The 14,211-nt window shown below is 43.5% G+C and carries 14 protein-coding genes; 13 read left to right on the top strand and 1 reads right to left on the bottom strand.

The genetic code is table 11. The features are described from left to right. Positions 1-388: 388 nt before the first annotated feature. Entirely contained in the window at positions 389-2,101 is a 1,713-nt protein-coding gene (locus BLV55_RS12580) for an IS1634 family transposase (protein WP_093314987.1), read from the bottom strand. 411 nt (positions 2,102-2,512) lie between these two features. Here BLV55_RS12580 and lepB point away from each other — a divergent pair, with 411 nt between their 5' ends. The 13 genes from lepB (at position 2,513) to BLV55_RS12515 (ending at position 14,207) form a co-directional block, all read left to right on the top strand. Continuing rightward, positions 2,513-3,058: a signal peptidase I gene (lepB, locus tag BLV55_RS12575; RefSeq protein ID WP_093314985.1), complete on the top strand. Its 546-nt coding sequence runs from the start codon at positions 2,513-2,515 to the stop codon at positions 3,056-3,058. A 96-nt stretch (positions 3,059-3,154) separates the two neighbouring features. Next, entirely contained in the window at positions 3,155-3,979 is an 825-nt protein-coding gene (locus BLV55_RS12570; protein WP_093314983.1) for an MBL fold metallo-hydrolase, read from the top strand. Between the two features lie 288 nt (positions 3,980-4,267). Beyond that, positions 4,268-5,041, top strand: coding sequence for a ParA family protein (locus BLV55_RS12565; protein ID WP_093314981.1), 774 nt, complete (start codon positions 4,268-4,270; stop codon positions 5,039-5,041). Continuing rightward, complete coding sequence (locus BLV55_RS12560; RefSeq protein ID WP_093314979.1) at positions 5,041-5,925, top strand: ParB/RepB/Spo0J family partition protein; 885 nt, start codon at positions 5,041-5,043, stop codon at positions 5,923-5,925. The genes BLV55_RS12565 and BLV55_RS12560 overlap by 1 nt, the downstream gene beginning before the upstream one ends. A gap of 100 nt (positions 5,926-6,025) precedes the next feature. Beyond that, positions 6,026-7,168: an aminotransferase class V-fold PLP-dependent enzyme gene (locus BLV55_RS12555; protein ID WP_093314977.1), complete on the top strand. Its 1,143-nt coding sequence runs from the start codon at positions 6,026-6,028 to the stop codon at positions 7,166-7,168. Positions 7,169-7,233: 65 nt separating this feature from the next. Next, positions 7,234-7,755, top strand: a complete 522-nt coding sequence (locus BLV55_RS12550) for a DUF4446 family protein (protein WP_093314975.1) — start codon at positions 7,234-7,236, stop codon at positions 7,753-7,755. Next, positions 7,752-8,633 (top strand): diacylglycerol/lipid kinase family protein, encoded by an 882-nt coding sequence (locus BLV55_RS12545; RefSeq protein ID WP_093314973.1) that lies wholly within the window; start codon positions 7,752-7,754, stop codon positions 8,631-8,633. Before BLV55_RS12550 ends, BLV55_RS12545 begins: the two co-directional genes overlap by 4 nt. 20 nt (positions 8,634-8,653) lie before the next feature. Then, positions 8,654-9,754 carry a DUF5711 family protein gene (locus tag BLV55_RS12540; RefSeq protein WP_093314971.1) on the top strand — a complete coding sequence of 367 codons (1,101 nt, stop codon included), beginning with the start codon at positions 8,654-8,656 and terminating at the stop codon, positions 9,752-9,754. A gap of 5 nt (positions 9,755-9,759) precedes the next feature. Beyond that, on the top strand, positions 9,760-10,503 hold the full coding sequence (locus BLV55_RS12535; RefSeq protein WP_176968408.1) for a CvpA family protein: 744 nt from the start codon (positions 9,760-9,762) through the stop codon (positions 10,501-10,503). Continuing rightward, positions 10,500-12,113, top strand: a complete 1,614-nt coding sequence (gene dnaX, locus BLV55_RS12530) for a DNA polymerase III subunit gamma/tau (protein ID WP_093314967.1) — start codon at positions 10,500-10,502, stop codon at positions 12,111-12,113. The genes BLV55_RS12535 and dnaX overlap by 4 nt, the downstream gene beginning before the upstream one ends. A 79-nt stretch (positions 12,114-12,192) precedes the next feature. Then, positions 12,193-12,540, top strand: a complete 348-nt coding sequence (locus BLV55_RS12525; protein ID WP_093314965.1) for a YbaB/EbfC family nucleoid-associated protein — start codon at positions 12,193-12,195, stop codon at positions 12,538-12,540. Between the two features lie 45 nt (positions 12,541-12,585). Then, the gene (gene recR / locus BLV55_RS12520; protein WP_093314963.1) at positions 12,586-13,185 is read left to right on the top strand and encodes a recombination mediator RecR; all 600 of its coding nucleotides are present in this window, start codon (positions 12,586-12,588) and stop codon (positions 13,183-13,185) included. Next, complete coding sequence (locus BLV55_RS12515; protein ID WP_093314961.1) at positions 13,182-14,207, top strand: aromatic acid exporter family protein; 1,026 nt, start codon at positions 13,182-13,184, stop codon at positions 14,205-14,207. The genes recR and BLV55_RS12515 overlap by 4 nt, the downstream gene beginning before the upstream one ends. The last annotated feature ends 4 nt before the right edge of the window (positions 14,208-14,211 follow it).

The raw sequence follows: 14,211 nt of genomic DNA, 5'->3' as shown, positions 1-14,211 counted from the left end.
CAAAATTTGTCGAGTTTTTGCCCTTTTCACCATCCCTAGGTCCAGGGTCTTACTGATTGGCCAGAAATGGAGGCAAGATTATTAAATTCGAATATGCGGATCACTATGATTCTTAAATTGATAGGAGGCTATGAGGGGTGGGGAAAGAGGTCAGACGACGGAGTAACGAGCATATGCTCCAAACTTTCCTTTGAGGATGAGAAAAAATGAAGGGAAATGAAATTGCAATTTGTCAATGAAGCAATTTCAAGCCATAAAAACATACAAAATTTGTGATTTCATCAGTGAAATCTTGAATTCTGCAGTTAAAAAGCGAAAAAACAGCCCGTCCCTTTTGCAAGAACAGGGAGAGAGGCTGTTTCTTTTTTTCTAAAAACCATAGCGAAATTTATCTTTTTTTCGTCGATGCTAACATTTTTTTAATGTCTCCCAATGTGTGGATCCGCTTCGAAAAATCCAGGTTGAATGTCGTTCCGACATTCTCCATTACCTCATCATAAAAGTCAAACAGGAAGTAGTTTTGTTTCAGCGGCGTACACTCGGTTTTCGCCAGACTTTCCAGTAGACGTCGAATACTGTACTGCCGATCCAACTTTCGTTCCAGTAACCGCGCCATGACCAGCGCCACAAAACACGTTAAAAAATGAGCCTCAATATGATCCTCCCGAGAAACATAAACCGGTCTTGCTTCCAGATCGCTTTTCGTAACCCGGAAAGATTCCTCAATACGCCATAGCCCACGGTACATATCAATAATCTGATCCGGCGACTCCTGATATTCACTGGTGACTAAAGCATAATACCCGTCCAGCATTTCCTCCGCTGCAACCTTTTCCATATTCAACTCCAACTGATGATCCCTTTCCAATACTTCCCCCGTCTTCTTATCAAATTGCAGGTGCTTCACATATCCAGCGGCGCCCTTTGACGTAGCCCGGGAATACCTGCCCGGGTGCTGAATCAGATCCATGGCCTTTGCAACAGCCTTTTCCCGTTCCCGCTTTGCCTTTTTCGCATACTTTTCACTGTAAAAAACCACTTGACGTTCATGCACTGTCGTCTGCACCTTTTTCCCCTGCGTGTTTGTGATCCAAATCTTACGCGGAGATAACCTGGATTTTCGTTTGTACTTATCCCCATACCATTCGTAGCCACTTTGATCTAAAACATACTTCTGAAAGGCCTCGTCCGCCCTGCGAATCGAAAAGCTAAACACATACCCATGCTTCCCGGACAAAGTATACATAATGTTATCCCCGGTGATAATCCCTTTATCTGCTACGACCACCACCTTCCCCAGGCCAAATTCCCGATGAACCCGGGACAGACAGGGACGATACGTTAAAGAATCATTCCAATTACCAGGGAACAATTCATAAGTGATGGGAATCCCCATGGAATCCATAAAAAGCCCCATCTGCACAATCGGATTGGGCCGACGCTCCTTCAAAAACCCCTTTTGTCGGAGCTCCTCCGACGGATCCGATTCAAAATAATAATTCGTCACATCATAATAAACCAACCGTGTATCTCGGCCATAATATTGCTGAATCCGCTCATGAATCCATAATTGTAGCGCCTTTCGATGCTGATGAAAAAAAGAAAGACTCCGGTACACATCATCCAAAGAATAATTCGTCTTTTCAAAAAACCAATGACGGTCCTCGAAAGCCCTCCGTTTAGATCCCGGTCGAAGCAAACGAGAAAACACCAGCAACTTCATCACATCATTCGTATTAAATCCCAGTTTGGTCGTCTTTTGTCGATTGATTAAAAACTGATCAATGCCCAATTCATGATAAAGTTGACTGAGCACCAAATACCCGACATTTTTACGTTGACCCTGACCCTTCTCCAGTACTTCTTCAGGAGAAAATTCCACCACCACAGGCCGTTTCTTTTCCGCCTTTTCCTTTTTTAACTGCGCCACCCGCTCCTCAAACACCGCAATAGGATCCTCATACACCTTTTCCAGTTCATCCAAATACCCGACCTTTTCAATGGTAACCGTACGGGGATGACCACGCTCCTTATCATAATAACCATCCACAATGGATAAATAAACACGACCACTTTTTTGACGTGATTTTTTTAAGTACATGAGCCAACCCCTTTCGACACCAGGATATAGCTCTATTATATCACAATACGCTACATTTCGCTATACAAATAATAATAAAAAACAAAATAAAAAAAGCCTGAAGCAAAGTAGTTATCTTTACTTCAGACCATGGGTTGGCTATGGTGACTGCAAAACTCCGGAGGCAAGATTATTAAATTCGAATATCCAAATCCACTATCGTTCTTAAATTGATAGGAGCAACGGTGAAAAATATGGTACAATATAATCGATGATAAAGATGGGGTATAGGATTATGTTGCGGAAAGAGGATGGTCGGTAAGAAAAGGGGCGACCAACATTACTGATGAAAAAACAAAGGAAATGCCAAAATAAGAACATTATGAAAACAAAAACATCATTATAAAGAAAGAAACAGGTGAGATAATAACGATGAATGAAGAAGTGGTAACGGAAAAGAAAACATCTCGTTGGATGAAAGAACTGATTGAATGGGTTAAAACCATTGCTTTTGCTATGATTCTAGCGTTTCTTATTACACGGGTAATTACTCCGGCTTTCGTGGTTGGTCCATCGATGGAGCCTACCTTTCATGATCGGGATATGGTCATAGCCTTTCGTTTAGCCTATTGGAAGGATTTGCCAAAGCAGGATGATATTATTCTTTTTCAGTCAAGTTTAGCGGATGATCGGATCCTTATTAAGAGGGTTATTGCTCGGGAAGGGGACGAACTCCTGATTAATGGAAGCCAGCTCTTTGTAAATGGAGAAGAAATTGATGAGTCTTACATTTTGGAAGAAGACTTTTATGGTAACACGAATATAACGATTCCAGATGGATCCGTTTTTGTTATGGGTGACAACCGTAATCGAAGTTTAGACAGTCGAAACGAAGAAATAGGTCTGATTGATCAGGAAGAAGTTATTGGAAGGGTTGTTTTTCGCATTTTTCCCTTTAATCAGATTGGAACGATATAACCTGTCTACCATAAGTTCTGGAAAAATGCCTGCGAGATGATAGCTGTCATATACGGAAACGATTAAGGAAGGGACCAATAGAAAGGATCCGATGCCATGTTAATCAAAACCTTGGTGGAAAACACTTGTGTCTCAGAAGATTTTCGGGGAGAACACGGACTTTCCTTATACATTGAATCGGGAAATCACCGTCTTTTATTTGATTTGGGAGATAGTGAACTTTATTCCGAAAATGCAGAAAAAATGGGAGTGGATATTAGCAAAATAGATACGGTGATTATTTCTCATGCTCATTATGATCATGGAGGCGGATTGAAGCATTTCTTAGGACAGAACCAGCAGGCAACGGTGTATATCAGCGCTTATGGCTTTGATAATTACTATGCCAGAAAGACGAAGGATGAAGCTGTTTTTATCGGATTGGATAAAAGTATCGAGGATCATCCTCAGGTTAGATTGACAAAAGAGCATGAAATACTTAGCGACCGGCTGGAAATATTTTCTGGCGTGACAGGGAGAAAGTTTTTTCCAAAGGGGAATTCTGTGTTATTGAGGGAAAGAAATGGATTTATGGTCCCGGATGAATTTTTGCACGAACAAAATCTGGTGATCAGAGAAAAAGGGAAACATGTTTTACTGGCTGGTTGTGCGCATAACGGCATTGTTAATATTGTTGATCAGTATCTAAGTCGCTATGGCAATTTTCCGGATATGGTGATAGGAGGATTGCACTTAAAAAATCATTCCACTGGAGAAGAAGAAAAACCGGAAACAGTGCGTCGCTTGGGAGAAGCTCTGCTAAGAACCAATGCCCTTTACTATACAGGTCATTGTACCGGAGTCGGTTCTTTCCAGATTCTAAAGGAAGTAATGGGTGATAAAATTCGTTACCTGGCAACAGGCTCAGTGATAGAAGGATAAAGTGTGTTCCTTTAACCAGTACAAGCATAAGATCCGTAGGGAAGCGGGTCTTTTTTTGTTTCACGTGAAACGAAAGAGAACATGGTAAAATATTCATATTCTCTGTTTTTTGTGGATTTTAATTCCAAGCTGGTGTAAAAAATGATAGAATAGACAAGAACGCTTAAGCGGCGGTTTTTATTTCAACAAGAAGGGGATATCCAAAGCTTAAGCCATAAGCGTTATACTCTTATCTGAAGAAAATGAACAAAGCGCACGGCGTTGTTGTTCCAATAGGGAGGCGTTGTAATGGGCATTTCCATAGCGATTTTTAATCAAAAAGGAGGCGTGGGGAAAACAACCACCAATGTAAATCTTAGCGCTACATTGGCTTCTAAAGGCAAAAAGATTTGCGTGGTCGATATTGATCCTCAGGGAAACTCCACCAGTGGCTTTGGTGTTGATAAAAAGAGCCTGGAATATACCGTTTACGACGTACTGATTAATGAAATGGACATTCGGGAAGTCATTATTCCCACGGAGTACGAAAACCTTGACTTACTGCCTTCCAGCACACAGTTGGCAGGAGCTGAGGTGGAACTGACGGGAATGAAAAGGCGTGAAGTAGTGCTAAGAAACGCCCTGCAGACAATCCAAGATGATTATGATTATATTTTTGTTGACTGTCCACCTTCTTTGGGTCTTTTGACGATTAATTCGCTGGCGGCCGTCGATAGAATTTTAATACCCATCCAATGTGAATACTATGCCTTGGAAGGCGTTAGTCAGCTGATGAACACCTACCAAATGGTAAAGAAAAACCTGAATCCCAACTTGTCGATTCAGGGTGTTGTTCTGATGATGTTTGATGGAAGAACGAATCTATCTATCCAGGTAGTAGAGGAAGTAAAAAAAGTATTTCGAGGAAAGGTCTACGTCACGATGATCCCTAGAAATATACGGCTGGCAGAAGCGCCCAGTCATGGTCAGCCAGTAATATACTATGATCCGAGATCTCGGGGAGCGGAAGCCTTTATGGAGCTGGCGGAGGAATTTATTGATTTAGAGGAGGGCGAATGGTAATGGCAGGACAGACAAAAAAAAGAGGTTTAGGGAAAGGGTTGGAAGCACTTATCCCACATTGGCAGGACGTTGAACAGGAGAGCACTTCTGTTGAAAAAGACCAGATCCGGATGATTCTTCGGGAAGCAGTGTTTCCTAACGAAAATCAGCCAAGAAAAGTCTTTGATCCGGAAGCACTTCAAGATTTAGCCCACTCCCTCCGACAGCATGGCATGATACAACCTATTCTGGTAGCGAAAAAACAAAAAGGCTATATGATTATTGTAGGGGAACGCCGATGGCGGGCCGCTCAGGAAATTGGAATGGAAAAAATTCCCTGCATTGTAAAGGAATACTCGGAAAGAGAATTATATGAAGTGGCATTGATTGAAAATTTGCAGCGGGAAAACCTATCCGTTATTGAAGAAGCTAACGCTTACCAATACCTAATGGAAGAATACAAGCTAAACCACACCAGCTTGGGAGAAGCCTTGGGGAAAAGCCGGTCTTATGTGGCCAACACCTTGAGATTATTACAATTACATCCTCCTGTCCGCCAGATGGTTAAGGACGGTCAGTTAAGTGGAAGCCAAGGAAGAGCATTACTAGGCATTTCAGATCCGGAACTTCAGGAAGAACTGGCTCATCGGATCAAGGATGGGAAATTAAATGTTCGTCAGGTGGAAGAATTGGTTCGACAGGAGAACAAAAAACAAAAAGCAAAGCCAAAAAGCAAAACAAAACAAAAGGACCCGGAAGTATTAGCCGTTGAATCACGATTAAGAGATTACTTCAGCACGAAAGTAAGCATTTCCAATAGTGGTAAAAAAGGGAAAATAGAAATAGAATATTACAATCAGGAAGACTTAAATCGAATCCTGGAAATGCTCAATGCCACCGAATAGTTCGTATCCCTTGCAGGATAAAACGCTCAAAGGATGAATTGTCAACGAGTCATCAAAATAGATCCAAGTATTGAAATAGGTAAAGAAAAGAGTGAGGTAAATGGTCTATTTAGACAACGCAGCTACCAGCTACCCTAAACCGAAAACAGTCATAGAAGCCGTCCTTCGGCAGATGGAAAGCGTCGGAGGAAATCCTGGACGCTCCGAGCATCAGGGAGGATTGGCGGCGAGTCGGGTCATGTATGAAACGCGGCATAAATTGGCCACGTTGTTGGGTGTAACAGATCCCTTAAGAATTATTTTTACCAGCAATGCAACGGATTCTCTTAATCTGGCCATTAAAGGAATATTAAAACCGGGTGATCATGTGATGACGACTTCAATGGAACATAATTCTGTCCTGAGGCCGCTAGAAGCATTGAAAGAGTCTGGCGTAGAAGTAAAGATTCTGGAGGCAGACGCAAAAGGCATGGTGCAGGCAAAAGACTTTGAAGAAGCACTACAACCTAACACCAAAATGCTGATCGTAACCCACTGCTCCAATGTAACGGGCACGATCCAGCCCGTAGAGTCCATTATTGCTTTGGCAAGGCATAAAGGAATTTTATCCTTGGTGGATGCATCTCAGTCCACGGGAAGTATTGATTACAGCATTCATCAGATGGACCCGGATTTATTGGCAGCGCCGGGGCATAAAGCCTTATTAGGTCCTCAGGGAACGGGTTTTTTATACCTTAAAGAAGGGGTTTTGCTGCAAGAAATGAAGCAAGGCGGTACCGGCAGTCAGTCAGAAAACCTTTATCAACCGATGACTGTTCCGGATCGTTATGAAAGTGGCACGCAAAATGCCCATGGATTGGCAGGACTTCAGGCTGGGGTGGATTTTTTATTGAGAGAAACAGTTTCGGCGGTTCAGGAGAAAGAGCGGAACCATATCCAGCGTTTAAAAGAAGGCCTTTCGGTCATCAAAGGAGTAAGGCTTTACGGACCGGAGGATGTCCGGCAACAAGGAGCGGTACAACTATTTACCCTCCGGGATCTGGATCAGACCCAATTAAATTATTTACTGGATCAGTTGTACGGCATTTCAGCAAGAGCCGGTCTACACTGCGCACCGTTGGCTCATAAGACCGTCGGAACTTATCCGGCAGGAGCCATTCGCTTTAGCCCGGGTTACTTTACAACGAAAGAAGAGATAGATCAAGCCCTGGCGGCAGTACAACAGCTAGCCTTGGATTTCTGAAATAAATTTGGACTTCTGAAATAAGTAAGGGGAAAATAAGGAAAGAGGCAAAGGAGAAAGGATCGATGATAAACTGGAATCAAATGATTGGCCATCAAGTAGAGATGTATCTGGGAGTAAGCCTTGTTGCTATTCTGATACTTTCGATGATAGTGATCCTACTATGGATTAATTTGATAGCCTTCAAAAAAAAGTTTAAGCAGTTAATGAAAGGGGCAGAAGGGCAAAACATTGAAACCATCATGTTGGACCAGCAAAAGGCAATGGAAGCTCATCACAAAACAGCAGAAGAAAATCAAGGCAGAATGGAAGCCATTGAAGAACAGTTGAAGGATTGTGTTCAACGAGTGGGTATTGTCCGCTTTAATGCCTTTGACGATATTGGCAGCAGCCTTAGTTATTCTATTGCAATTCTGGACGATCGCATGAACGGGGTAGTGTTAACTGGCATTCATGGTCGGTATGAATCCAGTAGTTACGCCAAGGAAGTAAAGCGTGGTGTTTCAGAACAGCACCTTTCGGTTGAAGAAGTGGAGGCGATCCGTATTGCCAGAGAAAAGCATCAACGGCAAGAGGCTCAGGCGTGAAAGCCTACCATGTCATTGTGAATCCCAATGCCGGTAATGGAAAAGGCCTTTCTGTACAAAAAAAGGTGCAGAAATACCTGGAAAGCCGAGGGATAGAAGCTCATTTCTATTTTACGGAAAAAGCCGGTGATGCCAGAGAGATGGCAAAAAGCCTGGCGCCAGAAACCGTTAAGGTGTTGGGTATGATCGGTGGAGATGGAACTTATAACGAAGTCTTAAACGGCATGACACCGGGAGCGTATCCACTGGCCGTAATACCGGCAGGTACCGGTAATGATTTTTGTCGGATGCTGACCATTGATAATTGGAAAAAAGCAACCGAAACCATGATCGAAGGCAAATGCAGCATGGTGGATTATGGGGAAGTGAACCAACACCGGTTTTTAAACATTTATAGCACCGGTTTAGATGCCGCCATCGCCAACCAGGCAAACCTTTGGAAAGGCCGATACCCTGGCGCTTTAGTTTATACGGCGGCTTTGATTCGGCAGGTACGAAGGATGAAGCGGTATTCCTATGAGGTAATCTGGGATCATGGAGAATACAAAGGAGAAGGCGTTTTGGTGGCCATAGGCAACGGTGCCTACTATGGTGGTGGCATGAAAATATGCCCCAGAGCCAGCCTGTACGACGGAAAACTGGATGTCTGTCTTCTGAAGCCCTTAAGCCCATGGAAATTATTGCTGTTGTTCCCTAGTGTATTTCTGGGAAAGCATGTATCCTTTCAGGAAATCATTTATGTACAGACAAAACAGGTAAGGCTAAAGGTGAAGGAAAAGGTTTGTGCCATGAACATGGATGGAGAAATTTATGAAGCCGTCCAGTTGGATGTTAACCTGGTAATGGGCAAACTAGCCTTCATGATACCGAAAGACTAAAAAAACCGGGAGGTTTTTTTTTGAAAGTAAAAAGAAAGTTTCGGAAAAGACTCTTTGGATTTATGTTGATTGTTTTTGTGATGCTGTTATTAAGCAGTCCCTGGACCATTCGATACTTACAGCGTCATATCTTGGCTGGCGATCAGGAAATGTTTTTATATCGGGAAGTGGCCATTCCTTACAGCGGAAATTGGGAAATCCTTTCTTTTTCTGAAGGGATTATGTTGTTAAGAAATGCAGAAATCCGCTACTTCCATGGAGAGAGCCAATACGACTGGACTCTGGGGACTGAAAACATGGATCATGTAGCGGCACAAAACAAAGAGCGGGTATCGATCCTGGAAAAATCACCCCGCTATCTGTTATCCATGAATGAAGAAGGACATATGCTTTATCAGCAGGCTGTGAATCGACCAATTCAGTGGATGATTAGTGATCAGGATCATCATCTTCTAGCACAACATCCAGAAGAAGATGGGCTGGTGGCTTTTTCTGTGTTCGATCCTCAGGGGCGGGTGATGGGAAGCATGATTTTGCCTGACGCCCATCTGCTGTCAAGCTCCCTGGACTCATCAAGAGACCGTGTGCTTCTAAGTTTTCTGGAAGTCGGGACAGATGGCTATGAATCCGTGCTGACCATGTACGACCTTCATGGGGTATTGGTTTCTTCTTGGTCCTTTCCCCGGCAACTTATTTTTGGGCTGGCGCAAGAAGGCCGCAATTTATCGATTTTGATGGATGACCAACTACAGGTAATGACAAAAGAAAGAGAAGTGGTGGCGGAACAACCGATCGACCCATTTTACCTAAAAAGCCATAATGGAGAAGCTTGGATTCTGGTTCATCGGCAAGAAGAAGAAATGCAGAGTCGGCTACGATACCTTTCCGCTGATGGAAAAGACAGTCGGGAAAAAGAAATAGCCATGAATATTTCAGGCATGGATGTCAACGCTTCATCGATTTTAGTATATAATGCAAGAGAGCTGAAGGTGTTTAATAATCGATTAGATCTCATCGCAGAACATCAGCTTTCCAGAGACATCGAAAAAGGCTTTGTTCTGGAAAATAACTTGATTGTGTTGCAAACCAGAGGAGAATTATTGTTCTATGAAATGAGGTAATGAAGATGAATTGGATAGATATCATGATGATCGCCATTTTGGGCTGGAATCTTTTTCGGGGATATGCTCGAGGATTAATCCTTACCATCGCCAGCTTAGTCAGTTATATGGTTGGGTATTGGAGTGCCAGTCAATATAGTCATCTGGTGACAGAGAGATGGATCAACTCTCCTTTTCTGATCGGCTCTATCCGGGAATGGGTTTATGGATACTTAAAAGCTCGTTGGGAAAGACCGGAAGTAAACCATTTGGCCGAAGAAAATATACAAGCATTATGGCAGCAATTACCGGTACCATCGGTGGTGCTGGACTGGATACCGGATTATACGGAATTCAATGGACTGGAAAGTGCGATGGAACTGGCGGATGATTGGGTGTTGGCCCAGGCAACAGAAGCCCTACTCCATTTTTTGATTTCCTGCTTCTCCTTTCTGCTGGTTTTTATCGTTGTCAAGCAGCTGGTTTATTTAGCCGGTCTGCTGATCAACGGATTTTTCAAACTCCCGGTGTTAAACATGGCAAATCGAATGGCTGGTTTGGCTGCCGGATTGATTCGAGGGCTGATCCTTATATGGGTCATTACGATTTTACTGACTCCCTTTGCAGCGGCTAATGCCCAGGGGGCTGTGGCCGAAGCCCTGCGACAATCAGCGCTGTTACCCTGGTTAAACAATTTAATGCCAAGCGTTTTCGGAAGTCCGGAAAGCTTTGCTCAGGTTCAAATCAATGAAGGTGGTGAAATACTGTGAGTTACAAAGCGCTTTACCGTAAGTGGAGACCAGAAGTTTTTGAAGAAGTGATGGGACAAGCCTATATTGTTCAAACACTAAAAAACCAGATTGCAGCCGATTCAATTTCGCATGCCTACCTTTTTTCTGGTATTCGAGGCACGGGTAAAACGTCAACGGCAAAGATCTTTGCCCGGGCCATTAATTGTTTGGATCCTTATGATGGAAACCCCTGTAACGTATGCGAAGTTTGCCGGGGCATTCTTTCAGACCAGGTGATGGACGTTCTGGAGATTGATGCCGCATCAAACAACGGAGTAGATCATATTCGTGAAATTCGTGAAAGTGTGAAATACCCGCCGGTAAAAGGCAAGTACAAAGTTTATATCATCGACGAGGTGCATATGCTGAGTTCCGGAGCTTTTAATGCATTACTGAAAACCCTAGAAGAACCGCCACCGCATGTGGTCTTTATTTTAGCCACAACGGAATTGCATAAAATTCCACCCACGGTGTTATCCCGATGCTTACGGTTTAATTTCAAACCACTTTCAATGGAAGAAATAAAAAAACGTTTGGAGATTATCTGTCGTTCTTTAGACATGGATTGTGATGACGGCGCGCTTACCACCGTAGCTATTAACGGTGAAGGAGCCCTGCGGGATGCCCTCAGTATTTTAGATCAATGCATTGCCTATCATCCGGGACAACTGAGTTATGAGCATGTGATTGAAGTGCTGGGAAGCATTAACGAAGATCTGCTTTTTCAGATGACGGACCATATTGCTCACCAGAAACCGCTAAAAGTAGCCGAACTACTCCAGCAACTATATCTGGAAGGAAAAGATATGAAACAACTGCTGACAGAGCTGATGAAACACTTTCGGTGGCTAATGATGGCTTCCCTTAACGCAAAAATAGAAGGGTGGGAAGCCATGCCGGAAACCAAAAGAGAAAAGCTGGTTCAGCAAGCTGCTGCCTTTGAAACCAGGGGTATTACAGAAATGATTCGAAAAATGGCCGACATAGAATTTTCAATGAAAAAGTCAGCTCAACCTTATATACTGCTGGAAAGCGGCATGATTGCCTTAGCCTCCCCGGCTCCTAAAGCAGCACCATCGGCACCCTCTGCCCAGGTTGCCCCCCCTCCTGAGACGGTTCAACCTGTTCAAAAGCCTAAAGGTGAAGCCAAGCCTTCTCCGAAAAAAAAGCCGGCCGCGGCACCATCGCTTGCACCAACGCAACAGCCTTCCCCTACCAAAGGGAGCTCCGAGGATCTATTGGAATTGGTACGGCAACAATGGCCGGAGGTGTTGGAACAGATTAGATTGGATAAAAAGGCATCCATCCAGGCGATGGCAAGAGAAGGGAAAATAATCGCCATTGAAGGAGAAGTTGCCGTTTTAGGCTTTGATCAGGAGCACAGCTTTCATTGTAATAAATTGGATCGGGAAGATATTAAATCCTATTTGTCCCGTTTATTAAAGGACAAAACAGGCAAATCCTTGCGGATCAAACTGCAGTTGCTAGAAGACAATAAACAATCAGCTCGGCAGCAACAGGAACAGACCATCGAAAAATTAAAGGAAGCAGTGCCGGAAAACATCCTGGAAATCGTGGAAGAAGAGTAAGAGGGATTACTAGATTTTGTCAATATGGTATAATGGAAAATACAAATAATGAAATCAATAAAAGGAGTGACCGATAGAAATGAGTAAACGAAAATTTGGCGGTGCAGGCGGCGGTATGCCGAACATGAACGCAATGATGAAACAGGCACAACAAATGCAAAAGAAAATGGCTGAACTGCAGGAAGAGTTGGAAACCCGTGAATTTGAGGCAACTGTTGGTGGCGGAGCCGTTAATGTGACGGTTACCGGTAAAAAGGAAGTAAAATCAATCAATATTAAACCGGAAGCCGTAGATGAAGACGATGTGGAAATGTTGGAAGATCTGATTATGGCCGCGGTGAACGAAGCCCTTCGTACTGCAGACGAAACGGTAAGCCGGGAAATGGGAAAACTGACCGGCGGCATGGGAATGCCACCAGGTTTGTAAAACAAAGCATCCTGGAAGTAAAAAAAGAGAAGCGGGGAGAAATAAATGCAGGAGTTTACAACGCCGATTGCTGGTTTAATAGAAGCCTTCAGCAAACTGCCGGGCATTGGTCGTAAAACGGCACAGCGCCTGGCTTTTCACGTCATCAGTATGGATGGCAAAGAGGTAACACAATTGGCAAAAGCGATTATAGAAGCAAAGAAGAACATTCGATACTGTGCCCATTGCGCTAATTTTACCGATACAGAAACCTGCTCTCTATGTAACAATCCCAAAAGAGATGCGACAACCATCTGTGTGGTGGAGGATCCCAGAGATGTGGTGGCGATGGAAAAAACCAGAGAATATAAAGGCTTGTATCACGTCCTACATGGAGCCATTTCACCTTTGGACGGAATAGGCCCGGAGGATATAAAAGTAAAAGAACTGGTGGAACGGGTGGGTGCTGAACCAGTGGAAGAAATTATTTTAGCCACCAACCCCACCATCGAAGGGGAAGCCACGGCAATGTACCTGGCTCGGCTTTTTAAGCCCATGGGAATTAAAGTAACACGCATTGGTTACGGAATTCCGGTGGGCGGCGATCTGGAATATGTGGATGAAGTGACGCTTTTAAAAGCCATGGAGGGTCGAAAAACGCTATGAAAATTGGATTACGAACGATTAAAACCAGTATTGCCGTTACGATTGGTCTTTTTGCTGTAGCGGTGCTAAATCTGGAAAGTCCCTTTTTTGTTACCATTGCCGCCCTGATAGGGATGCAAGCGACCATTTCTGATTCTTGGGTAGTCGGCCGGAACCGAATGCTGGGAACTGCCGTTGGAGCCCTTTTTGGAATGCTGCTGGCAATTTGGCTACCGCCGCATCCTATTTTAGCCGGGATCGCTATTTTGTTGCTGATCCGGTTGATGATTCTGATTAAAACGCCCGAAGCTGTTGTTATTAGTTGTATTGTTTTTGTAGCCGTTTTTATGGAAGCTGGAGATGGCGCAGTAGAATATGCCTTAAGCCGTCTTTTTGATACAGGGCTGGGGATTGGCATTGCATTGGTAGTCAATTACTTTTTTATGCCACCTACCTACGACCAGCAAGTACTGGCAGAAATTCGAAAAGAAGCTCCGGCCATCATCAAAAGCCAGAACCAGATGTTAGGGGTACTGATGCGCCGGAAAAGCATTTCGGTAGATGAATTACAAGAGGAATTAGATCGTATTGAAGAAGGGCAGGAAGAAATTAAAAAACTGGTTGAATTGCAGGAAAAAGAAGAAAAAATCAAGGTGCATGGAGAAATGAGCATGAAAGAAGTCATGCTGGTATACAAACTAATTTCTGAAATGCATCAGCATTTACAAAACCTGATGGGCATTGTGGAAAAAGGGGTTTCCCTTAGCATTATGCAACCAATGGAGAAAGAGCTGGTGTCGGTCTATGAAGAATTAACCGACGTAGAAAAAGACCTGGAAAAGGGAGACGATGCCCTTAGTCAGCGATTGGAAGAAATTGAAGCACGTGCCAATGCAATCAAAAGAAAGATAAAAAATCAGGAAACTGCTGTCCCTTTATCTGTGGAAGAAACCGTGAAATTACTGGTAGTTCTTTACAATGTAGAAGAAATTCTGTCCAAGAGCAGCATTATTTTTAGCTACTCTACGGAGAAAAGGCAATAAAAAG

It is taken from the genome of Tindallia californiensis (assembly GCF_900107405.1).
Classification (GTDB): Bacteria; Bacillota; Clostridia; order Peptostreptococcales; family Tindalliaceae; genus Tindallia; species Tindallia californiensis.
This window is presented reverse-complemented; position numbering and strand designations above follow the sequence as displayed.

Coding starts and splice junctions, on each gene's coding strand:
- lepB (WP_093314985.1), top strand. CDS start 2,513: ATGAATGAAGAAGTGGTAACGGAAAAGAAAACATCTCGTTGGATGAAA.
- BLV55_RS12565 (WP_093314981.1), top strand. CDS start 4,268: ATGGGCATTTCCATAGCGATTTTTAATCAAAAAGGAGGCGTGGGGAAA.
- BLV55_RS12555 (WP_093314977.1), top strand. CDS start 6,026: ATGGTCTATTTAGACAACGCAGCTACCAGCTACCCTAAACCGAAAACA.
- recR (WP_093314963.1), top strand. CDS start 12,586: ATGCAGGAGTTTACAACGCCGATTGCTGGTTTAATAGAAGCCTTCAGC.
- BLV55_RS12525 (WP_093314965.1), top strand. CDS start 12,193: ATGAGTAAACGAAAATTTGGCGGTGCAGGCGGCGGTATGCCGAACATG.
- BLV55_RS12550 (WP_093314975.1), top strand. CDS start 7,234: ATGATAAACTGGAATCAAATGATTGGCCATCAAGTAGAGATGTATCTG.
- BLV55_RS12535 (WP_176968408.1), top strand. CDS start 9,760: ATGAATTGGATAGATATCATGATGATCGCCATTTTGGGCTGGAATCTT.
- BLV55_RS12580 (WP_093314987.1), bottom strand. CDS start 2,101: ATGTACTTAAAAAAATCACGTCAAAAAAGTGGTCGTGTTTATTTATCC.
- BLV55_RS12515 (WP_093314961.1), top strand. CDS start 13,182: ATGAAAATTGGATTACGAACGATTAAAACCAGTATTGCCGTTACGATT.
- BLV55_RS12560 (WP_093314979.1), top strand. CDS start 5,041: ATGGCAGGACAGACAAAAAAAAGAGGTTTAGGGAAAGGGTTGGAAGCA.
- BLV55_RS12570 (WP_093314983.1), top strand. CDS start 3,155: ATGTTAATCAAAACCTTGGTGGAAAACACTTGTGTCTCAGAAGATTTT.